Source organism: Brevibacillus panacihumi W25 (assembly GCF_000503775.1).
In the GTDB taxonomy this organism is placed as follows: domain Bacteria; phylum Bacillota; class Bacilli; order Brevibacillales; family Brevibacillaceae; genus Brevibacillus; species Brevibacillus panacihumi_A.
In genome coordinates, this window is sequence record NZ_KI629785.1 from 1738019 (window position 1) to 1760181 (window position 22163).

Sequence of the window (22163 nt, forward strand, 5' to 3'; positions counted from 1 at the left end):
TATGACCCTGGCTTACTTGGAATAGTAGCGAACTTCAAAAATTTTGCAGCCGTTTGGCGACTTCCATGGACCGTGCTTCATTCCGGGAGGACGCGTGGCCACCATCCCCGCAGTAAACTCCTCATTCAGCACCAGGTCGATGATCGAGCCTTCAATAATGTACAGCTCTTCCCAGAAATCATGAATTTGCACGCCGTTCGGGCTGGTGTCTGTACCTGGTTCAAATTGCAGGATGCGTGTCGCTACATTAGTCTCGGGATCACGTGCGATAATGCGCTCGGACAGGCCTTTGACATTTTCAAACGGGATCGCTTCGAATTTGGTAAAATCAGTAAACTCCAACTCTCTTTTTGGCATTTCTTATTCCTCCTCGGCATCTTTCAAAATTTTGACCATGTATTGAAGGGAAATGGTCTTATTCGTTACGGGGTCAAACAATTCAGCCCGGAATGCGCTTCCAAATTGAAAGTGACCTTCCAACAACGGCAAGGTACCACAGAACAGGGCGATTCCTCTGCTCGCATAGCCTCGCTCTTCCACAATACGGTACAATTCCTCTGGTGTCATGAACGAATCCAGCTTGCCCGACTGATAGAGCTGTTCTTCTCCATCCACGAGAACCCAGCTGCGCATCTCGATCTGATCCCAGTGGTCCACAATCTCATCCAACGCCCACAATTCCTTGGAAACCGGCTTGGCGCAAACCTGCTTGGATTTCTGGATCGAGACGGCCTCCAGCACGCGGTCGGTATGATCACTTCCCAATCCGATATACCAGCGGCCGTCGATGTCCAGTGCGACAACTTCCGCCTCCCCGCTTCCGTCATTGCTCACCTGGGTCAATTCTGGAGACGGCTGCAACAATTCCGGCGAGAGATCGTACATCATCGGGACTCGCGGCGGAGCGGGAATGCCCAATTCCTTTAACTCCTCGATATGTGCGATCAATGCCTCCTGGTCCTTCGAGGTGTAGCCGGCGATGACCAGTCGGCGTGGTTTGAAGCTTACTACATGGTCAGCTACGATAAATTCCATAACCTGTGACTCTCCCTCCTTGAATATCAGGTTGGCAATACGCGATGTTTCAATTGCGGGAATACCTCGCGAATATGTGAGATTTGCTGCAAATCAATTTCTGCCTTCAAAATGGTCTCTTGCTCTCCGGCCGAAGCGATGGTCACGCCCCATGGATCGACGATCTGGCTGTGGCCGCCCATCACTACGTTCTTGGTCGTGCCCACGCAGTTGGAAGAAATCAGATAGCATTGATTCTCCAAGGCGCGGGCCTGATTGAACAGATTCCAGTGGGCAAGACGCTGATGCGGCCAGCCCGAGGTGATCAACAGGATTTCCGCCCCCATGTCCACCTGCTTGCGGAACAGCTCCGGAAAACGCAAATCGTAGCAGGTGGCCAATCCGACGTTGCCAAACGCGGTTTTGACCACGCTGATCTCTTTGCCCGGCGTCAGCAATTGCCCTTCGGCTGAACCGTAGCGGAACAGGTGAATCTTGCGGTAGGTCCCGATCAAGTCCCCCTCCGGATTGAAAAACAGGCTGGTATTGTAATAGCTGTCGCCGTCTTTTTCTACAAAGCTGCCGGCGAACAGATGGGTCTGCAAAGCCTTTGCCTTTTTCGCAAACCGCTCCACATACGGCCCATCGAGCGGCTCGGCCTCGGCATGATAACGATCAAAGGAGAAGTAGCCGGTAGCCCAGATCTCCGGTAGCAGAATCAGATCCGTACCCGCCAATCCGTCCAGCATCGCCTCTACGCGTTCGATGCGCTGCTCCTTGCTCTCCGTATCCTTGATCTCCACTTGAATCGACGCAACCTTCATGATCGCCATCCCCTTTCCCTTATTCCGGCAAGCCGTAGCTGTCGAGGAATCGATTGACCAGCTTCAGCGGCTCTTCATAACCGTAATTGCGGAATGCGTACCCGCGCACAACGAACGGAGCGCCATTGTAGAACAATTCGTATTGCTGATGGCGTCCGCCAAATTCGGAGCCAACGATATCCCAGGCAAGTTTGAAGAGTTTGACTTTTTCCTCGGTGCTTGCATTCGATGAGCGAATGTACTTGCGAATATCGTCCTTGGTTTCCGGGTTGATCATTTCCTTGTACGAGGACGGCACCTGTAGAACGCCCCCGCCGGCCAATTCGCGAATGATGGAGATGATTCGCGGATAGATAGCGTCCTGCATCCCGACTACACCGTACAAGAAGCGCGGATGAGGCTTGGCGATGCCTTTGTGATCGATGAGGCAGTTGTACTCGGAGGCATAAAGGCTGCCCTCTACCTGGGCTGCGATAGACGCCAGCTCCCCCAATTTTTCCTGAACCTGCGGGAACTTGTCGGTTCCGTTCATTTCCGTCATTTTGCGGGCAACGCCCAACAGGAATTTCAGCTTGGTGACAAAACGGATCTGCGCTTGCGTATTGCCCAGGATATGAGCAGGCGTCTCATGGAATTGCGCCCGGGTCAGCTCGATGTTTTTATAGACAAAAATCTGTTCCCACGGAATAAAGACATCCTCGAAAACAACCAGCGCGTCACTCTCGTCATAGCGGGTCGACAATGGATAGTCGAAGGTGCTCGGCTTATCCTGCGCGAAGCTGGGACGGGCGTAGAACTTGAGGCCCGGCGCATCGATCGGCACCACGAAGGACAGTGCATAATCCTCGTCTCCAGGACGCAGCGGCGTGATGCAGCTTACAAACAGATGATTGGAGACTGCGGAGCTGGTGCCCAGCATTTGCGAGCCGCGCACGACGATACCGTCAGGCCGCTCTTCATAGACGCCGACTGGCAGGTATTTTTCCTCTTGCTCATGAGCCGCTTTGCTGCGGTCGATTTGCGGCGGGATGATGACATAGGTTACGAACAAGTCCTGATCGCGGGCCATTTTGTAATAATTGAATCAATTTCATAATTACCCATCTTAAAAATATACAGACTGTCCCAATCTCTTCTTTATCCTTTTTTAAAAACTAAGCTGCGACTGGCTTCTTGTTTTCCAGTGCGTTACGAATCCGATCTGTAGATAATTTGGCGGCATTATAAACAAGAATGACCAAATCAAAATGGACTTTAGCCCTCTTTCCTGTACGATAGCGTACGTTGTTCAGTTGGAAAAATTCTTTCAAATAGGCATTCACTCGCTCGACAGCTGTTCGTTGGTCATAAAGTTCTTCCCACGTTTTTGTCCCTCTGGCAGGAGCCGTATACTTCCGAAGATCCGTTTCGGCCTTGATTTTATAAACTTTTTGGCAGAGGGAATCTTGAGCCAGAGGACAGTCTTTGCATTCCTTTGGACGCACAAATTTCAGTGTTTTGTACTTCTTGTCATAACTGTCGTAACGATAGGAGTGCTCTCGGACACATGTGGGAGCAAAGTGCTGGTCGAACCCAACCATTTCTCCTTCATTCCGCTTGTTGTAAGCAATGATAGCATTAGCATCCATTCGACTGATTTGCTGGTAAATTGGTCTGTAGTCATACCCTGCATCCATGATTCCATAATTTATACGATCCGGCAGGATCGTCTGAACTCCTTTGAGCAAAGGAATCGCCGCTTTTCCATCATTCATACTTCCAGAGGACATAAGGGAACGAAGAATGTATTGACTTTTCGTGCCGACAGCGAGATGTGCTTTGTACCCGTACCAAAACACGTTTTTTCCTTCACTATTTTTCTTGATTCCCCAGTCAGGCTGTAAAGGGACATGGGTCAGGAGCTCTTCCAATGGGGCATCCAGTTGAGTTGCAATAGTTTTCTCGTATAAGGACTTTTGGGCTTCTTCTTCTTGCCTTTTCTTGTCGTATATTTCTTTTTCTGCTTTCGTTTTACGTCCGCGTTTCTTCGGTTCTGCCTTTGGCTTTTTTTCCTTTGCTACTCCACGATCACGAGATTCAAAATGGGTCGCATCCAAAGCAACCGCTTCATCATCAACGAATCCTTCTTGAATCGCTTGGAGCAATAACGTGTCTTGAACCTTCTCGAGAAGTGTTGTTTCAGAAAGCTTCTGAACAAGACGCGAGTACGATGCCTCAGAAGGAAGGCTGTCGGAAACCAGAAAACCGCATTCCAATCGAAAGATAAAGTCATGTTTAAGCCGTTTCCGTAAATCTTTCACGGTTGGAATCCGTTCTACGATTCGAGCGACCAAAGAATACAGCATAGCAGCATAATTCAACTCAGTAGGAGCTCCATAGATCGACTTTTTGGAGATAACACAAAGAATCGGATCGATGTCAAGGGTGGAAAAAATCGCTCCAAATCGTTTGGGAGGTTCTAAATCGAATAATTCTTGTATATCAAACAGGCTTCCTTGTCTTATAATGGACATTGGGAGTCACCTCCAGTTCTCATAAGTTTTGGTTGCACTTAACTTATTAGAGATTTGGGGAGGTACTCCTTTTTCTATGCTCAAAAAACCTTGAGCCCGTAGGGCTCTAATTTATGAAATTGATTCAATTGAGAACATTTTGCTTAAATTGCTCACCACCGCGTTCAAACACCTCGGGATGCCCAGCGAAGGATGCCAGGAAGCTCGCTACGTGGTCGGGGCTTCTTCCGGCAAATCCGTTAGTCGCTTCGGCCCACTTGGTCAGAGCAATGCGGCGCTCTGCCAGATCTTCGCGGCTGCGTGGGATCTTGTAGGCGATGTTTGCTTTGGTGCCATCTTCGGTTAGATACGTCATTCCGTTGGCTTCATCGGCTGCCATGTCATACAGACTTGCAAACGTTTTCACAATTCCGCTGAATGCAGGATGGGTTGTGATGTCGGAAACTCGCTCCCCATTGATGTAGATGCAACGATTGTCTTTCAATGAAGCGATGTATTCTGCACCCGTTCTTACCACGGCTCTCTCCCTCTCTTTGCAAATCATTTTAATTTTCTGTACAGGAATACTGCGTTATGTGTTGTGTATACATTAAATGGCCTAAAAAAAAATTTAGTGCAAGGCTCCTCGAATCTCATCATCCAGTTGTTTGACCAGTTCTGGCTTGTATGTTTTCACAAAAGCCGGTTCCTGCACGATCTTCCCGCCGTAAAACATGATGTCTCGCAGTTCTTTTACCTTGACCTCGATGAGCGCCATCTTGAGCGTAAGTTCTTCCGTTTTGCGAACCTTCACCGCTGCTTCCCCGCTGATCGAATACGAGGTTTCCAGGCCGATGAAGTTCAGGACGACTCGCGGATCCTGGTCGATAATCTTGACGAAGTCTGACTTGCTGTCGATTGCAAAGCGAATCGTACGCTCATCGATGGCATACACCCAGGAGAGCGCCGTCGAATAGATCTGCTTGCTTTCCGGCTCCACGGCGCTCAAAAATACCACGGTCTGTCCCTGCAATACCCCGGCCAACTCCTTCGAAAGCTGGGTTTCTACCTTTGCCATATGTCTGCTTTCCCTCCTACTCCTCCCATCCGCGCAACGAGCTTTTGGTTTTGGCGAGATGGTCGATGATGCTAGCCGCTGCCTGAAGTGCGTCCTTGTCGCTCAACGCTTGAATGATTGTCCGGTGCTCCTGCAGCACCTCGTTCATCCGATTTTTCTTTTTCACCGCTTGCAAACCAATCAGGGTGCTGAGATTGTGCAGGTTCACCAAAATCTGCTCGACCAATTCATAGTTTGCCAGCCTGGTAAGCGTGAGGTGAAATTCCTGATCGAGACTGATAAAGGAGACTTCATCCCCATTGTTCATCGCTTCTTCCTGCTCAGCACAAATTTCCTTAAGCATTTCAATCTGCTGCTGCGTAATCGTGGAAGCTAGCTTTTGGATCACTTCGCTTTCAATGGATTTACGCAAAAGAAAGATTTGCTCCATTTCGTTCTTGGTCACCTTGCGAACCTTGAGTCCTTTTCGCGGAATGGAGATGATCAAGCCTTCCTTCAACAGATCCTGAAGGGATTCTCGAACAGGGGTTCTGGAGGTATTCAGAGTCTCTGCCAGCTTGACCTCGGTGAAAATCTCGTCAGCCAAAATGCGTCCGGTCAGGATGGCGCTTTTAATCTCCTTGTACACTCGCTCTTTGGTTGTCTCTTCTTTAATAATGGGATTTAAATTGAATCGATTCATTCTTTCCACCTTGCTACAAGAGCCGCCTTTCTGTTGGGGCTTTGTTTTATGTATACATAATACTTTATACCGTGTTCGTTCGTCAATAAAGAGTTTGAAAATTCCCGTAAAGGGGAGGCCATCCGTCAATTTATCTCCGGAATTGCCTCTCCCTCTTCTGCCAGCGCACGCTGCTGCTGATGCTCTCTCACGGCTTTCAACCCGCTCGTCACAGCCACGAACATCACCAGGTAAAACAGTGAGACTAAGACCTCGAACCCGGTCGTCCATAGAAGCAGACTGATCGAATACTCTTCGTCCATTAACAGCCTCCGGTTCAGGAAGCTGTAGATCATATGGGAGAAGTAGTAAAACGGAATGAATGTACGTATTCTCACCGCATGTCTTACGGTACTGGCATCGAGATGCATCAGAAAACGGGACATGTTCGAATATACGGTCCACAGTCCAACTATGTTATAGAACGGGATCAAGATCCGACACAGGGCCCCGCCAGGAGTGATGGGATAATTCGGAGCGATCTCGTTGTATTCCTTATGCACAAGAAAAATCCAGCCCAAAAACAGGATGGTCATAATTATCGCCGAAATATGGTAAATACGCCAACCAGGATGTCGATCGTCAAAATGAAATCCAAATAAAACTCCTCGTCCCACGCTTCCACCAGGCTGAGAAGAAAACTGACCGTAGAGCTCGCCAAGCCCACAATCAAAAAGACGAATAAATACTTCCCCCATGAATCCACTCTATCTTGCATCGATTTGCTCCTCTTCTCTATTCTTTACGGCAAATTGGATAAATACTCCAACGCCTCATCCAGTGTTTCTACCGGGACGATCTTCATGTTCGGATTCACCGTATGCTTGTATTGCTCCGCTTCTTTTTGATTGCTCTCCCCTTCATAATACAAGGAGTAGACTTCCTCGTCTTTAGGCAGCAAAAAATGGGTTACTCCGTGCTCTTCGGCGGTCAACAGCTTTTCTTTGATTCCATCAATGGAGCCGACTGTACCATCGAACTCCATCGTGCCTGTTCCGGCGATCTTGTATTTGCCTCCTTGCGAAAAATCAATTCCGCTCTCTTCCTCCACAAGCCCGATGGCGACCATCAGACCGAAAGAATCCCCGTGATATTCGGCTGCTTGGTCCAGGATGTGGGAATACTTCTCGTCTTGCGAACTGTCGATTTCCTCCGAATAGCCCGAAGCCTCGAGCGCATTGGAGATCACGACCTCCTTGTAGACATCCCCCATCTCTTCCTCTTCCCATTCCCTCTCCGCCGGGGTCATAGGCTGAAATCGGACTGGCCGGTCATTGCCGAAATACTCCATTTGCACCAGGAATTTTTCCAGGTTGTTGTTCGTGACGCCGCCTTCGATATACGTAAAATAAACATTTCCATCAATGCCCAAGTCCTGTATCGGAACGATATCGCCTGTCGCATAAAAGCTTTCATAGCGCGGATACCCAAGCAAAAGGGTCACCAACGTCGGGATCGCCAACAGCCCCGCCACGACCCATTTTTCTTTTTTGGTAAACTTCAAATTCATCACCTGTCAGGAGGATTCTTTTTACAGATTATATTAGAAACACTAGGCTTATCGCCAGATCAAATAGCGAAAGCCTTCGTTTTTCTTATACTTTCATCCTTTATCGCGTCAGCGAAGTTTATTTTCTGAAAGTACAATTAAATGACCCGAGACTGAAAGCCCCGGGCCTCTTCCTACCGATATGAATCTCCTGCGACATTCATTCCTACTGAAAACGGCTCAGGGAGAACGCTGAGATGTCCATCCTTGCCTTCCCTTGCAGGCTTACCTGCATCGCGATCTCCCCGATGGCGCTGGCAAACTTGAAGCCATGAGCGGAACAGGCTGAGACGAGCAGCACATGATCATGCTCGGGATGACGATCAATAATAAAATCATGGTCCGGCGTCCAGGTCACAAGGCACACCTGCCCACGCTTGCTCTGTCGGGAAACGGCCGGGAAAAAACGCTCTACCATCTGCGCCAATTCTCCCTCATCGTCCGGTTCCGCGCCAAACTCCCTGTTGGCCTCGTCAGGGTCTACTTCCCTCCCCGCATCGTGACTGCCGATCTTCAGGCCCGAGCCTTGAATGCTGGGAAACCCGTAGAAGCGTTCACCCGGCAAATCCATGAAATACGATGGGAAATGACCTAGCCCGTACAGGGACTCGTCCGCTTCGTACCAAACGGCGGTTTTGCGGAAGGGCTGCAGAGGAATAGACAGCTCGCGCAGCAAGGAGCCTGTCCACGGACCGGCCGTTACAATCAGCCGAGCTGCATGGACATCTCCTTTATCCGTATGCACCGTCACGCTGTTTGGCTGATAGGTGATCCGATGCGCTCGCGTGTTTGTCCAAAGCGTTGCCCCGTGCTGCTGCGCCACTTTTCGATAAGCGCGGATGCACGCTTCGCTGTACAGCAGCCCGGAATTCGGTTCGAAGGCGCCAATCAGTTCATCATCGATCCGAATGCCCGGCCAGCGTCTCCGTACTTCTTCCGCTTGCAAAACCTCCAGCGGCAGGGAAAATTCCCGCGAGCTTGCGATTTCCTCTGTGATAAAAGCAGAATCCATGTTGCCCAATCCCAGCACGCCCGTCTTTTCGAACAGGCGCGTCCCGGTTTCTTGCTCCAGTTCATGCCACAGCTTCTGGGCGTGCAGCACCAATGGCACATATTTCTTCCCTTCGCCGTATGCATGCCGGATCATCCGCGTATCCCCGTGATGGCTCCCCTGCTGGTGCGGAGGGTCAAAGGCATCGATCAGCAGGACGCTTGCTCCCTGTTTGGCGATACATGCTCCTGCAGCCATCCCCATCGAACCAGCACCCAGGACAATAACATCGTAGCTTGGATTCATATCGATCCCATCCTTTCACTCTGTTTGAAAGATTCTCAAAATGATGCTGAAAAAAAGGTCCCCTCCTGATAGGAAGAGACCTGTATGAAAGGCTGTATCATTCACGTCCGATTACCAGGCAGCTACCATGGAATCGCCGTATTTTTCTTCCACAAACTTTTTCACTTCGTCAGATTGATAAGCTTTCACCAGTTTTTGGAAGACAGGCTTATCCTTATCCGCTTCGCGAACTGCGATGATGTTCACCCATGGAGAATCTTTTGGCTCCATGTAGATGGCATCTTTCGTAGGAACCAGTCCCGCTTCGATCGCAAAGTTGGTATTGATGACCGCAGCAGCCAGATTGCCCAGTGTTTTCGGGATGAAAGCAGCATCCAGCTCTTTGAATTGCAGGTTTTTCGGATTTTCTGCGATGTCGAGGACAGTTGCTTTGACGCCTTTGCCCTCTTTCAGCTTGATCAAGCCAGCACTCTCAAACAGAATCAAAGCACGTGCGCCATTGGTCGGGTCGTTAGGCAGACCTACGATGTCTCCTTCTTTCAGTTCGGAGATGTCTTTGATTTTTTCAGAGTAGATCCCGATTGGGAAGTTGAGAGTATTCGCCAGCTTCACGATGTGCGTGCCGTGGTTGGCATTGAATTCTTCCAGGTAAGGCACGTGTTGGAACGCGTTGGCGTCCAGATCGCCTTTTTCCAGTGCTTTGTTCGGCAGAATATAGTCGTTGAAAGGTACCAGGTCCAGGGTCAGGCCGTCTTTTGCCGCGACTTCCTTGGCCACTTTCCAGATCTCTTCCTCCGAGCCGGACATGACGCCGATTTTCAATGTTTCATTCTGTTGTTCAGCTGCCGGGGCGTTGCCTTCCGAAGCTCCTGTGTTGGTTTGCGGAGCCGCTTGCTGTCCGCCGCCGCAACCTGTTACCACCAGAGCCATGACCAGACCCATGAACAGAGACAGATACGATTTCTTCATGAATTTCCCCCACTTTTTTATTTTTCCGATTGGATAACTACGAATTAAATTATCCACATCTTTTCTCATTTCGTCAATCTTTTTCTATTTATGAAAAAACTACTTTCAGGAAGATAGAATACAAGAAAATGCTTTGCGTGTCACCTGTTTTGGCTCTTTATCCAGATAAAGGACAATCTCTCCATTTTCTTCTTTGATTTCATAGGTTTTGATCGAGACATCGGGGGAGAACATCGCCTTGCCGGTCTTCAGGTTGAACTCCCAGCCGTGCAGCGGGCAGCGAATGATTTCATTGTGATGCGCGTAGACGTATTCATGCGGCTTGGACGGCAGCATCGTTCCTACCACTGAGCCGTACAACATCGGGACCCCCTGGTGCGGACAACTGTTGCGAAACGCGTAGATGATCCCCTCTGCGCGAATCAGTCCGATCTCCACGCCGTTCACTTCGATCAATTGACGATTGCCCTCCTGCAATTCCTCTGCGCTGCATACCACCAGTCGATGCTTTTCTTTTGTGTTCACCATCTGCCCCTCCTTCCCTTAGAACCGGAATGACTCCAGCGGATTATGATAAAAGATTTTGTCTTTCAAGTCTTGCGGGAAGTGCAGGAATGCCCGGTCGATCTCATCCCCGTCCCAATGCGGGTAATCGCTGCAGAACAAGAGCATATGCTCCGCGCCGATCATCTGGATGATCTCAATCAGATCCTTGGGGCGGGCTGGCTCCTCGATCGGTTGTGTGCCGAATCGGATATTGCGGCGGATGTATTCGCTAGGCAGCATTTTCAGCCAGGGAACCTCATGGCGCAGCGCTTTCCAGTTCTTGTCCATCCGCCACATCGTCGGAGCGACCCAGGAGAAGCCGTATTCGATGAAGTTGACCTTCAGATTCGGAAATTGCTCGAAAACGCCATCGCAGACGAGGCTGATCACATTGCGTTGCCCGATCAATCCCAGCGAGGTGTGCCATTCCATATAGGTCGAAGCGGGGCCGACACCCGCAGTCGCCGCGTATTCTCCCGTCCCCTCGGAGTCCGGGTGCAGCACGATCGGCAGGTTGTACGCTTCCGCAATCTCGTAGATGGGCCAATAATGGCGTTTGCCCAGCGGGATGTTCACGCAATGCAGGTTGATCCCGACGATCTCGGGTCTTTTGCCGATGCGCTCGATCTCTTTGACCGCCATTGCCGGATCAAGCGGCGTAACCTCCATCGTCATCCGGTAGCGCGGGTCGCTTTTGACCCACTTGTCATACAGCCAGTCATTGGCGGCAGACGTATACTTCGCTGCCACCTCCACATTATGAAAAGCCGCCATCGTACCGTGGCCAATATTCAGGATGCCATAGGTCGTGTTGCAGCGGTCAAGCAAATCCTGCGCCAAAAAAGCCGGATCGCTGCCGGGAATGTCGCCGTTTGGCGGAAAAGCGTCGGCACGCAGTGGGACGGGCAATGGATTGGCATACGGAGAGGAAGGAAATTTGAAGGAGCCGCTGTTTTGCTTCGCCAATGCGCCTTTGGCAAATTTCCCGATGTTCATGTATTGCTGAATCGACTCGTCGAGATACGGGACCAGCTCGTTGAAGTCGCTTAATACCGGATGGATGTCGCAATCGATCAAGCCGCTTGTACGTGTGGATGGAGTTACCATGCCCTTTTCACCTCATGATTCCGAGAGATTTAAGACCGCGATCATTTTGTGAACGCGTTCATAATTTTAGATGAACCTATTATCCCTCCGGTGAAAATCAGGGTCAAGAAGAAAAAAACGGACTATAGTGTCCGCATGATGGTTCTGATATATTTCATGGTTTTCTCCGCTGCTTCCTGCGGATCGGCATCACGTCGCTTGTTCAGCACCGTAGTCATCATCCCTTCCCAGATCAGCACTGACATCTCATTCACTTCGGTAATCCGCTCATCGGAAAGCTCCCGCTCCTGCTTGGCCAATTCCAGCAAGGCCCGGCTGCGCGAGGTCAGATCCGGGTCGTACAGCATCGGCCTGATCTCCTCCGTGAAGCCGATCAAGTCACTGGAGTAGATGGAGAAATAATGCTCCAGCATGTCCTTCGGCTTTTGCCCCAGATCCGCGATGAACAGGGCGTGGTAAATCTGCGGTTTGGCAAAAGAATGTTTGCAAAAGCACTCCCAGCTCAGGACGTATTTTTCCTCGTATGTCTTGCCCCGCTCCAGGTATAACGGCAGCTCTTGCAAGTATTCCTTCACAAATCGCATGGAGGCAAAGTAGATCAGGTGGGACAGCTCCTCGAAGTAGTTGTAGATCGTCGAGCTGGTATACCCGGCGCGCTCCCCGATCTTGCGTGCGCTTACCTGCTCCAGGCCCTCCTCCTCGATGATCGCTACTGTCGCATCGACGAAGTATTGGAGCATCCGCTTGATTTGGATTTCTCTTCTCGCCATGTGCGGTCTCCTTTCTGGTTTCTTTGTTAGGTTGATTATAGCGTATGGGACGAAATAGTTGGGGAAGGAAAAGCAGTGGCTTTCTGTTATGATGAGTGAAATGGGAAAATCAGGAGGTTTAATTCCTATGAAAATCTCGATCATTCCATTTCTTATTCTCCTTTTCATGGATAACACATCATTTTCTCCCCCTATTTCCGACGAACTAGGGACCCGACACGCTCATAATGTGGAATTTACCGGTGACTGTGGGTTTAAAGTGGATGAATACGATTCCGCCGTGATGTGGAATAACCTTAGGTACAGGCTAAATGATGATTCGAAAAACGGTATGTTGGAACGAGGTGAAAAAATAGGAGAAGTCGTATTCAAGGTAAATGGCAACGTCTGCCTGGGCTATCGAATGCAAAATGGTGATGCTACTTGGGCTGAGGTCGGAACCCCTATATACAAAGTGAAAGGTTACTCTGAAAGATTCCGGATTTTTTTGGGAGATGAGCTCTTCGAAGTGTCAAATATTCCAACTGCCCAAAAAATAGGGGATTTTTATGATTTTACAGATAAAGTCAAGAAAATATCAATCGAATATCCCATCGGAAATTCTCCGTCTATTGACTTTTCAAAAGAAGAGACAGAGCAATTTCTACATGCATTTTTGGAACAAGAGTATGTTCCGTTTCAAGACATATACAAAAACCTTTCAGAGAATAGTACCCATTACTATTTAAGAGTACATTTTCACGACCAATCGGTTACTGTTATCTCTTATTGGATAGAGGATAACGCTTTTACAACAGGATATGGAAATGACCTTATTAAGAAAATCATCACAAGCAAGGCAGAGAACCTAGCTGCACTTTCATCGTTAAAACCGTAAATTAGGAAGTTCGTATTCAAACGAAACGAAGCAACCAGTTACCGATTTAATATCGATAGATGGTTGCTTCATGTGCTATGGAGTTTTGATTCCAGTCCTAATATCCCTATAAAATCTGGCTCAAGAAACGCTGCGTCCGCTCATGCTGCGGGTTTGCAAACAGTTGCTTCGGTGCCCCTTCTTCAATAATCTTGCCGTCGTGCATCACAATGACGCGATCTGCCACTTCCCGGGCGAAACCCATTTCGTGAGTGACAACGATCATCGTCATCCCCTCCTTGGCCAGCTCTTTCATCACACCCAGCACTTCGCCGACAAGCTCGGGATCCAGCGCCGAGGTTGGCTCATCAAACAGCATGAGGCTTGGCCGCATTGCCAGTGCCCGGGCAATCGCTACACGCTGTTTTTGTCCACCGGAGAGCTGATCGGGATAGACGTTCGCCTTGTCGCGAAGCCCGACCTTATCGAGCAGCTTGTTCGCATCGGCAATGGCTTCGTCGCGCTTGATTTTCTTCACGTGAACAGGTGCTTCGATGATGTTTTCGATCACAGACATATGCGGAAACAGGTTGAAGTGCTGAAACACCATCCCGACATGTTCACGAATATGGTTTAGATTGTCCTTCTTCGGATCGATTTGCTTGCCATCAATATAGATCGCGCCGCTGTTGATCATCTCCAGAAAATTCAAGCAGCGCAGCAGCGTGCTTTTCCCTGAGCCGCTCGCTCCAATCAGAACGACGACTTCGCTTCTCTCGACAGTGAGATTGCAGTCTTTTAGTACGTGCAGATTGCCGAACGATTTGTTCAATTGTTTGCATTCAACCATCGTCTCTTTCATGATCTCCCGCCTGCCTTTTCGACATCCATCCGTTTTTCCAGCCTGTTTAACAAAAAGGTAAAGAACAGCACGAGAATGAGATAGTATAACCCGGCGATGGTGTACGATTCAAATTGAAGGAACGTACGGGCGGCAGTCGATTGTGAAGTCAGATACAGCTCCTGAAAGCCGAGCAAGCCAACCAGTGAAGAATCTTTCAACCCGATAATAAACTGGTTGCCGAGCGGTGGAATCGCACGCTTAAACGCTTGCGGCAAAATAATCCGCCGCATTGCCAATGGATACGGCATTCCCAATGAACGAGCTGCTTCCATCTGACCTCGGTCAATCGATTGAATCGTCCCTCTGAAAATCTCGGCGATATACGCCCCGTTATGAATGGCAAGAGCCAATGCGCCGGCCCAAAAATCTGTTAACAAAATGAGCTTGGCAATACCGAAGTAGAGCACCATGATCTGCAGAATAAGCGGCGTACCACGGATGACGGTAATGTAGGTTTTTGCGAATCCTCTCAATAGCTTCGAGTCAGAAATCCGTAAGAATGCAAAAACCAAACCGATACAGATCGCCATCACGAGGGAAACAGCAGTAAGTTGAACAGTGAGTCCGGCTGCCTTTAAGAAACCAAACCACGTTTCACCCAGTAGTTGAAGGAAATCTTCCATTCGGCACGCTCCTTAAAAAAAGATGCGCAACACGGATGCTGCGCCAGTCAAATCATTCTTACGATTTCGACAGCATGTCTTTGTTAAACCACTTCTTACTGATTTCCAGGTAAGTCCCATCTTCTTTCATTTCATCCAAAGCCTTATTGATCGCATCCAGCAGCTCTTGATTTCCTTTTTGAACGGGAATGCCGCATTCGTCGACAAAGAGTGGATCTCCGATTGCGATCGCCGGCAGCTTCCCATTTTTCACCGCATCCATTCCTACGCCAAGGTCCGTGATGACGACATCGATCCGCCCTTCATTTTTTAACTCCTGCAGGGCAAACAAGTCGGTCTCATACTCTTTCACCTTGCCATCCTGGCCAACTAATTCCAGTGCGAAGTCCTTGTATGTGGAGGCTGTGACGACGCCTACCGTCTTTCCTTTCAAATCATCCTTGCTTTTGATTCCAGAGGAGTTCTTCTCGTTCACAAACATAACGGCTTGCTGCAATAGATACGGCTTGGAAAAATCAACCTGTTTCTGCCGTTCTTCTGTAATCGACATGCCGCCAATGATCGCATCGTACTTGCCCGCATTCAGCCCCTGCAAAATCGAGCCCCACGGTGTCTGGACGGCCACCCCTTCCAAGCCCAACCGCTTGCTGATTTCCATGGCCACATCGACATCAAAGCCGATCAGTTTGTTATCCCCATCCGTATAGTTGTAGGGCTTTGCCATGCCGCTCAGGGCAAACATAAATTTTCCTTCCTGTACGGTTTTCAGCTTGGAAGCGTCTGCCCCTTTGCCATCAACCGCATTGGTTCCTGGTGTTTCACCCTGATTGCCGCCACACCCCGCTAACAGTAACGAAAATGTAAGCATCATGCTAATCATTCCAACCAAGCCTTTACGCATTCTTCATACCCCCTATTCGCTTCCTCTACGAATGACCTTGCCCGCGACTGCGCCTGTATACACGCCATGCTCGACAGCTATCTGCCCATTGACCAGCACATACTCGATTCCGAGCGGTTCTTGCAGTGGATCTTCGTAAGTCGCCTGATCGATTACTTTGTTGGGATCAAAGACGACGATATCCGCCCAGTTGCCTTCGCGCAGGAAACCTCGATCCTTTAGCCGCAGCAATTGCGCCGGTGCCCCAGTCATCTTGCGTATTGCTTCCCAGACCGGAAAAGCTTTTTGCTCGCGCGAATAGTGACCAAGTACACGTGGAAACGACCCGTACAAGCGGGGATGCGGTTTGCCGCCGAATACCCCATCAGAACCGACCATGTGCAAAGGGTGCTTCATCACCTGAAGAATATCCTCTTCCACTCCCCAGTGAATAATCATCGTGACAGCCGAATTCTCCTCGATCAGGAGGTCAAGCGCAGCGTCGGATGGGTCGACACCTCTCAGCTCACCAATTTCCTTGACGCTCATCCCTTCCAGTCCACGATTCTTCTCGGAGGCGACAGAAGCGATGACAATATTGCCCCAGCCGTTATTGCGAACCGTATTGTCGTACTCACCGTTTGTCAGCATCTCCTGTTTGACCCGTTCACGAATGGCCGGATCCTTCAACCGCTCCAGCACTTCTGCTGTCCCGCCATCATGCATCCATGGCGGCAAGATCGCCTGAAACACGGTAGACGCGGCCGTATACGGATACTGGTCAAAGGTAATCTCGATTCCCTCGGCTCGACCTGCCTCAAGCTTGGCCAGTGCCGGCGCGAGCTTGTCGCGGTTGATGCTACCGCACACTTTGAAATGCGAGACGTGCAGCCGTACACCCGATAGACGGGCGACATCAATCACTTCGTCCAGTGCTTCTAGCGAGAGATTGCTCTCGTTCCGAATGTGGACGACAAAACAGCCGTCATACTTGGCAGCAGCTTTGCAAATCTCCACCAATTCTGTCTTATTGGCAAACACGCAGGGAGGATATTGGATACCGGATGATACCCCGAAAGCACCCTGTCGCATCCCCTCCTCGACCAACTCGGCCATTTTCTGAATTTCCGCTGGTGTAGCTTCACGCGCTTCAAAACCCATCGCCAGTGTTCTGACTCCTCCATGCGGAACTAGATAAGTGGCATTGCCGGCAAGGTTCGCCCCTTCCAAAAATGCGAGGTACTCATCGACTGTATTCCACGGCCAATCGGGAAAATCTCCGTTCAAGCCCTTAAGCTGCTGCTGCCAAAGCGGCTTGGTTGCGTCAGAAACCGGGGCGACTGAGATTCCGTCTTGGCCGAACAGCTCTGTCGTTACTCCCTGCAGCACCTTGATTTTGTGTACATCCGGTCTCGTGCACCACAGATCGGAGTGAACATGTGGGTCGATAAAACCAGGTGACACGACAAGACCGTTCGCATCGATTTCCACTTTTCCTTTTTCATCCCCCAATTTGGAAATTTTCGCTATTTTACCCTCGAGAATCCCGATGTCCAGTTGCGTCCACGGGTTCCCTGTCCCGTCATAAACCATCCCATTGCGAATCAAAATGTCAAACATGTTGGCCTCCTTTTCATTGGCTCCTTCAAGAAAAGTCATTTTCGTTCCCTGACTTCGTAAAGAGGCTTGGCTTTAGCTGATACAACTGACGGGGTCTGCCTCTTGAGACAGGCTGTTCTTCTCCAATCACAACCGCCATATCGGATTGTTCGAGCCTGCTGAGAATCCTTCTGGCACTGCGGATCGTAATGCCAAAGCCAGTAGCCAGTTCGGAGGCGGTCACTTTTGAATTGCCATGACTTTGGAAGTAAGAGATCAGCCTGTTAATCGTCCCCACGCTCAAGCCTGCTTGTCGGGCTAGCTGCAGCCGCTGTGGGTCATCACTTCGGACGCAGTACCCGATCACTTTCTCGTTGCCAAGCAACCCTAGCACGTTGCCGTCTTGCATGACGATGTAGCAGCTTCTGCCCCCGCCTAATCTTGCCTTTTGCAAGGCTTCTCTCGCTTTGAGTTCCGCTTCGTTTGCCGTCTTTCCCAACCCAATCCCGATGCTGGCTGTCAGGTTCAGTTGATTGACAATCTGATCGAGCAGCGGATAGTAGCTGAAGTTATGGGTCGTCCGTTCAATGACGCCGAAAGTGGTGACAAAGGTGATTTCGTCTCGGTCCGACCAATTCATCAGAGCTTGGGTTTCCTCGCTGTAGTCAATCAAGATCTGTTGTACGGCTAATTTCTTCCGCTGCAGCTCATATTCAGAGCTTCCTGATTTTTGAGCGAAGCTGTCCACGCTGATAATCACAATTGCCAACTGCGTATCGCTGAGCTGTACGCTTTTGCCTTCCAGCTCGGCCAGCTGCAAACACTCTTGTATGGATGTTTTGGTGGGGATAATGCGGTAGCAGGGGACGCCCAAATGCACGAGCTGTTTATGGACGGAATTCATGCAGGTAAGGACAGCATTTACTTTCCGATTCATCCATAGCTCGTAGTGAAACTTCATCATATCGTCGGTTGTTTGACCCAGCTGAAACTCCTTCACGTACATTTTTTCGATTCTGATATCCAGTTCTTCCAGTCTTTCTTCAATCTCTTCTTGGCGCAAAATGTCGATGCTGAACCTCAGGTGGCCTTCTTTGTAGCGGTTTTCCCTCAAAAGTTGAAAAAACACACGGTACAAGCTTGTTCCGTTATGGGGAAGGAAAATCATCGGTTTCCCTTCCTCAACCTGTTCACGCGCAAGCTGATAAGGAATCGGGCCTGCGAATAACAAGACATCCACTTCATTCTTGCACTGATAAACCAGGCCTGCTGTTTCCTCGACGTCTTTGTAGCCATACGGCAGCAAGGTTATGGTTGGAAATGATTTCGCAACCGTAATAACCTCATCTACCAAATCGTAAGGACCAATGAACGCAACATTAATTTCCATCTCTACCTATCACTTCAATCCTGATGATTTTGATCGCGCGGCCGTATGATTTCAAAATTCAGAATCTTTTTTATTATCTTACCTAGGTCTTAAATATCGGTCAACGTCCGTAAGTGGACCCTTATTTGAACAAAAATATCCTGTCCTGAAATCGTGAAACGCCGGACTCCTTTTCAGGAATCCGGCGTTTAGAAGAGAAATTTGTCGCCCCAACTGACCGCGTATAGACAGGACAGGTCCACCCTCACTCCATTCTCCTACAGCACCAATGGCTTGCCTTTCTTCATCGCCTGATCAAAATCGCTGAACTTGCTCAGCTTCAGCTCTTTGCCCAAGGTCGCGGAAAAACGCTCCAGCGCGACGACCGTATCGACAAAGCGGTCGGCAGCCATGCTCGCATCGATCTGGCGGAAGCATTCCTTCATCTCCCTGGATTGATGGGCGATTGTTTGAGCGATGAGGCGTTCAAATTCTTCCCGTCTTTGCGCCAGCTCAGCCGCAGCCGCATCACAGAGGGCGATGACTCGTTGCGCCTCGGCTTCCGCCAGATTGGCTTCTTTTACAATCGCCAATGCCGATTGATAGACACCTGTGGCGACCATATATCCAGCCACGCTCCCTACCACAGCTCCGACAGGCCCAAAGGCGGCACCTGCGGCCGCTCCGGCGTACATGCTCGAAGTGGTGCTGACACCAGTTTGTCCGATTTTCTCGACCGCTTGCGTGCCTGTGATATCTCCTTTGGCGTATTGGAGCACGGTGACGCCCATGTCCACGATTCCTGCAGCGATGGCTGTAGCAGCATTGGACTTTGCCAGCGCTTCAATCCCGGCCTTTTCCGCTGCCGTGCGGATCGTGACACTGATCGCTCCGGTTCCAGCGCCTCTCACCCCCGCTACTCCTGTGTCGCGGGCGACCTGCTTGGCAGCTTGCCCCAGCTCCAGCTCTCCTTTGGAGACGGCAATCCCATTCTTCACTGCGGAGATCGCACCTCCGATCACTGCGGAGGCTGCTGCCGCCTGTGCGGTCGTTACGCCCATCTCTTTCTTGATCTGCTCCCATTCGATTTTCGAACTGAAAGCACGGTGGTTTTCTGCAGCCTGGATCGCTTCATCATAGGTCGTCCCCTGCGAGCTGATCTCCCCGTGCTTCAGCTTGCCTGTCACATTTTTCACAGTGTCCTGATAATTATCGCTGTAGATCGAACCGCTCTCCGCCCTGCGTTCGGCCAACTCCCGTACCCGATCCGCCTTGTCCAGATTGACCAGCTTTTGCATCCCCTGGTACTTTTCATCGCTGACCATATGCGTCAAGCGGGAAGCATCTGCACTGGACTTGGCCTGGACCTCCTGCAGGACCTTCTCCCCTTTGCGGATGAGAATATCTGCCTTGGCATGGGGGTCTCCTTCCAGCGCTGTCACGATAGCACGGAGATCCGAACCTTTGGTGGCGGCGTCCATGTTAAATCGGGTGGCTTCGATAATCTCGTACAAATTCCCCTGCTTTTGCCCGACGCCGACATTTTTCAGGTTTTCACCCATTTCCCGCAAGGCACTCATCCCCGCTATACCCGCATTGGTAGCCTCAGCCTCGAATCTGGCGGCATGGGCTCCCAACTGGCTTCCTGCGAATGTCTCCAGAGTCCCCGTCCCTTTTTTCTTTGGGTCATCCTTCTTTTTTCTGCCAAACAAAAAAGAAAACATGCGCGAACCCCCTCACTCTCTTCCTTCTGTCAGGAGATAGCTGTCAGCCCGATCGTCTTCGTCAGGAAAGTAAGGCTGAATCACGGCTACGCACTCTTCGTTCAACCCACCCTTTTTATCGAGCAATGGCGTCTCCAGCAGCAGCTTCATCGCTTGCGCCATCTGATAGGCAGCATGCAGCGTCTCTTTTTGCGTCATATCCAAATCATCGTATTGCAAAGGAAGCTTTCTGCCTGCCAGTCGGGAGAAGAATTGCTTTATCTTGAACAAGAAACGTTGGCTCCGCTTCTTCTCCGCATCGGCGATGGACTGCTCCAGGTGCTCCATCATGTGATCCATGCGGCTGGACATCTCATCGATCGCTACTGTGAAATGATCTGCAATGTTACAAATCGCCTGCAGCATGCTGGTGCCTGTCCGGAACTCTTCAGCCGCTTTTTTGGCCTTCGCCAGATTGCTTTTTGCTTCCGCAAGGTTTTTCTTGGACTTGGCCTCCAGCAAAAAACCACCTAATGCAATTGCTGGACCCGCGATGATTCCGCCCAAAACGGCGGCACCTCCCGCTATCCCCAGTCCGCCTGCTGCGAGCGAGCCTCCGCCGAACCAGGCCAAAGTCGCATTGGTAGCGGCTACGCCGGACAAAGCGGAGATGGCGGTGCCCGTCGAAGCCGAGGCAAACATCACTGCTCCCCCATAGGACGCCACGCCTGCCAAAGCTCCTGCACCCAGCGACTTGATCCCGCCTGAGACGACCTCGCTTGCCTGCATGGAGACATGGCGCATCTGTGCCAGCTCCTGGTCTCCGACGATTGCCATCCTATTGCCGTCTACGGCAGCCGCCCCCTGCAGCTCTACCTTCGTTACCTTTTCCGCCACTCGCACGAATCGGCCCATCTGCTCGTCCCAGACCCGCAATTTCAACTCGCCCAGCTCGGCCAAAGCTTCTGTCGCCTCTTCTTTGGCGTTCTCCAGCTCAGCACGTGCCTCCTCGTAGATTTCCTCTGCCTGTTCGTTCAGGTCGCGAGCTTCTGAATTGTTGGAAACAGATTTTGCGCCTTTATAGAGGCCGAAAGCCCCTGCAGCTACTGCAATGCCTCCCAGAATCAATGGTAGTGGCATGCTTATTCCTCCTTGCTTTTCTCGTGTTGTCTTTGAAGCTCTTCACATATCCTGCTATTTTCGAGGTAAAACTCTTCTTTGGAAAAATACTGATGGTAGACCTTGTGATACATCACATCCACGCGGCAAATGTCTGGACGGTTTTCGTAGATGGAGCAGCGGTGGTCCTTCAAGTGGATGCAAATCCCGTCACCACGGTCAAATGACGCCAGCTGCTCGATGCGTCCGATCTGCCGGCAGCATAGTCCACAGCTTGTGCAGGGAAACCCCTCGCTTTCTTCTGTTTCTCGCACGATTGCGTACCTCTCTTATTGATAAATGAATTCCAAAGTATTCAACAAATTTCGACCAAATCAGGCAATACCCTTCTAAAGTTTTAGGTATTTTTTCCTGTTTTCGAATTCCGTAGGATCATTGGGAAATCATTATCTTTCTTTTGGGTTGGTGGTCCAACGGACCCTAGTGGCGGGGAGGAAAAAGGGGAAACGCTTCAGGTCGTTGGGATCTTCGCTGGGGGTGTCTCAAGTTCGGCTCCATTTCAAAGGCGGAACCGCGTCCAAAAGCAGCCGTCTCAGGGATGCGGGTCAGGGTGTAGAGTAGAGAACTGACGCTTTCTGGCGACCGTTTGGTCGCCTTACTCCTATCAGTTCCCCCTCATCAAACCGTACGTGAGGTTCTCCCTCATACGGCTTTCCGATGTTCTTCTTTCCTTGGCATTCGGT

24 protein-coding genes and 2 pseudogenes are annotated in these 22163 nt (G+C 50.3%); 1 reads left to right on the forward strand and 25 read right to left on the reverse strand.

The genetic code is table 11. The features are described from left to right. Positions 1-12: 12 nt before the first annotated feature. From T458_RS49360 to T458_RS49435, 17 genes and pseudogenes are all read right to left on the reverse strand, one after another. A complete protein-coding gene (locus T458_RS49360; protein WP_023558553.1) occupies positions 13-357 on the reverse strand; it encodes a cupin domain-containing protein in 345 nt (114 codons plus the stop codon). A gap of 3 nt (positions 358-360) precedes the next feature. Then, on the reverse strand, positions 361-1035 hold the full coding sequence (locus T458_RS49365; RefSeq protein ID WP_023558554.1) for a DUF2848 family protein: 675 nt from the start codon (positions 1033-1035) through the stop codon (positions 361-363). Between the two features lie 26 nt (positions 1036-1061). Then, positions 1062-1838, reverse strand: a complete 777-nt coding sequence (locus tag T458_RS49370) for a carbon-nitrogen family hydrolase (protein WP_023558555.1) — start codon at positions 1836-1838, stop codon at positions 1062-1064. Positions 1839-1857: 19 nt separating this feature from the next. Further along, entirely contained in the window at positions 1858-2907 is a 1050-nt protein-coding gene (locus T458_RS49375; protein WP_023558556.1) for a 4-hydroxyphenylacetate 3-hydroxylase family protein, read from the reverse strand. A gap of 85 nt (positions 2908-2992) precedes the next feature. Then, positions 2993-4351 carry a transposase gene (locus T458_RS49380; protein ID WP_023558557.1) on the reverse strand — a complete coding sequence of 453 codons (1359 nt, stop codon included), beginning with the start codon at positions 4349-4351 and terminating at the stop codon, positions 2993-2995. 124 nt (positions 4352-4475) lie between these two features. Continuing rightward, complete coding sequence (locus T458_RS49385; RefSeq protein WP_023558558.1) at positions 4476-4868, reverse strand: 4-hydroxyphenylacetate 3-hydroxylase N-terminal domain-containing protein; 393 nt, start codon at positions 4866-4868, stop codon at positions 4476-4478. A 93-nt stretch (positions 4869-4961) separates the two neighbouring features. Next, complete coding sequence (locus tag T458_RS49390; RefSeq protein WP_023558559.1) at positions 4962-5408, reverse strand: pyridoxamine 5'-phosphate oxidase family protein; 447 nt, start codon at positions 5406-5408, stop codon at positions 4962-4964. Between the two features lie 16 nt (positions 5409-5424). After that, a complete protein-coding gene (locus T458_RS49395) occupies positions 5425-6090 on the reverse strand; it encodes a GntR family transcriptional regulator (RefSeq protein ID WP_023558560.1) in 666 nt (221 codons plus the stop codon). Between the two features lie 125 nt (positions 6091-6215). After that, the gene (locus T458_RS49400; RefSeq protein WP_023558561.1) at positions 6216-6665 is read right to left on the reverse strand and encodes a hypothetical protein; all 450 of its coding nucleotides are present in this window, start codon (positions 6663-6665) and stop codon (positions 6216-6218) included. Positions 6666-6667: 2 nt separating this feature from the next. Next, a complete protein-coding gene (locus tag T458_RS49405; protein ID WP_023558562.1) occupies positions 6668-6847 on the reverse strand; it encodes a hypothetical protein in 180 nt (59 codons plus the stop codon). A 24-nt stretch (positions 6848-6871) separates the two neighbouring features. Next, positions 6872-7633 carry a S16 family serine protease gene (locus T458_RS56140; RefSeq protein WP_023558563.1) on the reverse strand — a complete coding sequence of 254 codons (762 nt, stop codon included), beginning with the start codon at positions 7631-7633 and terminating at the stop codon, positions 6872-6874. A gap of 211 nt (positions 7634-7844) precedes the next feature. Further along, positions 7845-8975 (reverse strand): N-methyl-L-tryptophan oxidase, encoded by a 1131-nt coding sequence (gene solA, locus T458_RS49415; protein WP_023558564.1) that lies wholly within the window; start codon positions 8973-8975, stop codon positions 7845-7847. 111 nt (positions 8976-9086) lie between these two features. Continuing rightward, positions 9087-9944 carry a MetQ/NlpA family ABC transporter substrate-binding protein gene (locus T458_RS49420; RefSeq protein ID WP_023558565.1) on the reverse strand — a complete coding sequence of 286 codons (858 nt, stop codon included), beginning with the start codon at positions 9942-9944 and terminating at the stop codon, positions 9087-9089. Between the two features lie 88 nt (positions 9945-10032). Then, positions 10033-10077: pseudogene (locus T458_RS57950) on the reverse strand (hypothetical protein); the annotation flags it as partial. A gap of 50 nt (positions 10078-10127) precedes the next feature. After that, positions 10128-10472 (reverse strand): annotated as a pseudogene (locus T458_RS49425) (Rieske (2Fe-2S) protein); the annotation flags it as partial. Positions 10473-10487: 15 nt separating this feature from the next. After that, positions 10488-11597, reverse strand: coding sequence for an amidohydrolase family protein (locus T458_RS49430; RefSeq protein ID WP_023558567.1), 1110 nt, complete (start codon positions 11595-11597; stop codon positions 10488-10490). Positions 11598-11719: 122 nt separating this feature from the next. Beyond that, positions 11720-12367: a TetR family transcriptional regulator gene (locus T458_RS49435; protein ID WP_023558568.1), complete on the reverse strand. Its 648-nt coding sequence runs from the start codon at positions 12365-12367 to the stop codon at positions 11720-11722. A 127-nt stretch (positions 12368-12494) separates the two neighbouring features. Between T458_RS49435 and T458_RS49440 the strand changes: the two genes are divergently transcribed. Then, positions 12495-13244, forward strand: coding sequence for a hypothetical protein (locus tag T458_RS49440; RefSeq protein WP_023558569.1), 750 nt, complete (start codon positions 12495-12497; stop codon positions 13242-13244). A 106-nt stretch (positions 13245-13350) separates the two neighbouring features. Here T458_RS49440 and T458_RS49445 read toward each other — a convergent pair whose 3' ends face one another. The 8 genes from T458_RS49445 to T458_RS49475 form a co-directional block, all read right to left on the reverse strand. Further along, on the reverse strand, positions 13351-14073 hold the full coding sequence (locus T458_RS49445; RefSeq protein WP_031306137.1) for an amino acid ABC transporter ATP-binding protein: 723 nt from the start codon (positions 14071-14073) through the stop codon (positions 13351-13353). An 8-nt stretch (positions 14074-14081) separates the two neighbouring features. Next, a complete protein-coding gene (locus T458_RS49450; RefSeq protein WP_023558571.1) occupies positions 14082-14750 on the reverse strand; it encodes an amino acid ABC transporter permease in 669 nt (222 codons plus the stop codon). Positions 14751-14808: 58 nt separating this feature from the next. Further along, a complete protein-coding gene (locus tag T458_RS49455) occupies positions 14809-15651 on the reverse strand; it encodes a transporter substrate-binding domain-containing protein (protein WP_023558572.1) in 843 nt (280 codons plus the stop codon). A gap of 12 nt (positions 15652-15663) precedes the next feature. Next, complete coding sequence (locus T458_RS49460) at positions 15664-17250, reverse strand: N-acyl-D-amino-acid deacylase family protein (RefSeq protein WP_031306139.1); 1587 nt, start codon at positions 17248-17250, stop codon at positions 15664-15666. A gap of 25 nt (positions 17251-17275) precedes the next feature. Then, positions 17276-18619 carry a helix-turn-helix domain-containing protein gene (locus tag T458_RS49465; RefSeq protein ID WP_023558574.1) on the reverse strand — a complete coding sequence of 448 codons (1344 nt, stop codon included), beginning with the start codon at positions 18617-18619 and terminating at the stop codon, positions 17276-17278. Positions 18620-18876: 257 nt separating this feature from the next. Then, positions 18877-20322: a hypothetical protein gene (locus T458_RS49470; RefSeq protein ID WP_023558575.1), complete on the reverse strand. Its 1446-nt coding sequence runs from the start codon at positions 20320-20322 to the stop codon at positions 18877-18879. A gap of 12 nt (positions 20323-20334) precedes the next feature. After that, entirely contained in the window at positions 20335-21441 is a 1107-nt protein-coding gene (locus tag T458_RS0129225; RefSeq protein WP_023558576.1) for a hypothetical protein, read from the reverse strand. Positions 21442-21443: 2 nt separating this feature from the next. Next, positions 21444-21734 carry a YkgJ family cysteine cluster protein gene (locus T458_RS49475; protein WP_023558577.1) on the reverse strand — a complete coding sequence of 97 codons (291 nt, stop codon included), beginning with the start codon at positions 21732-21734 and terminating at the stop codon, positions 21444-21446. Between the last annotated feature and the right edge of the window lie 429 nt (positions 21735-22163).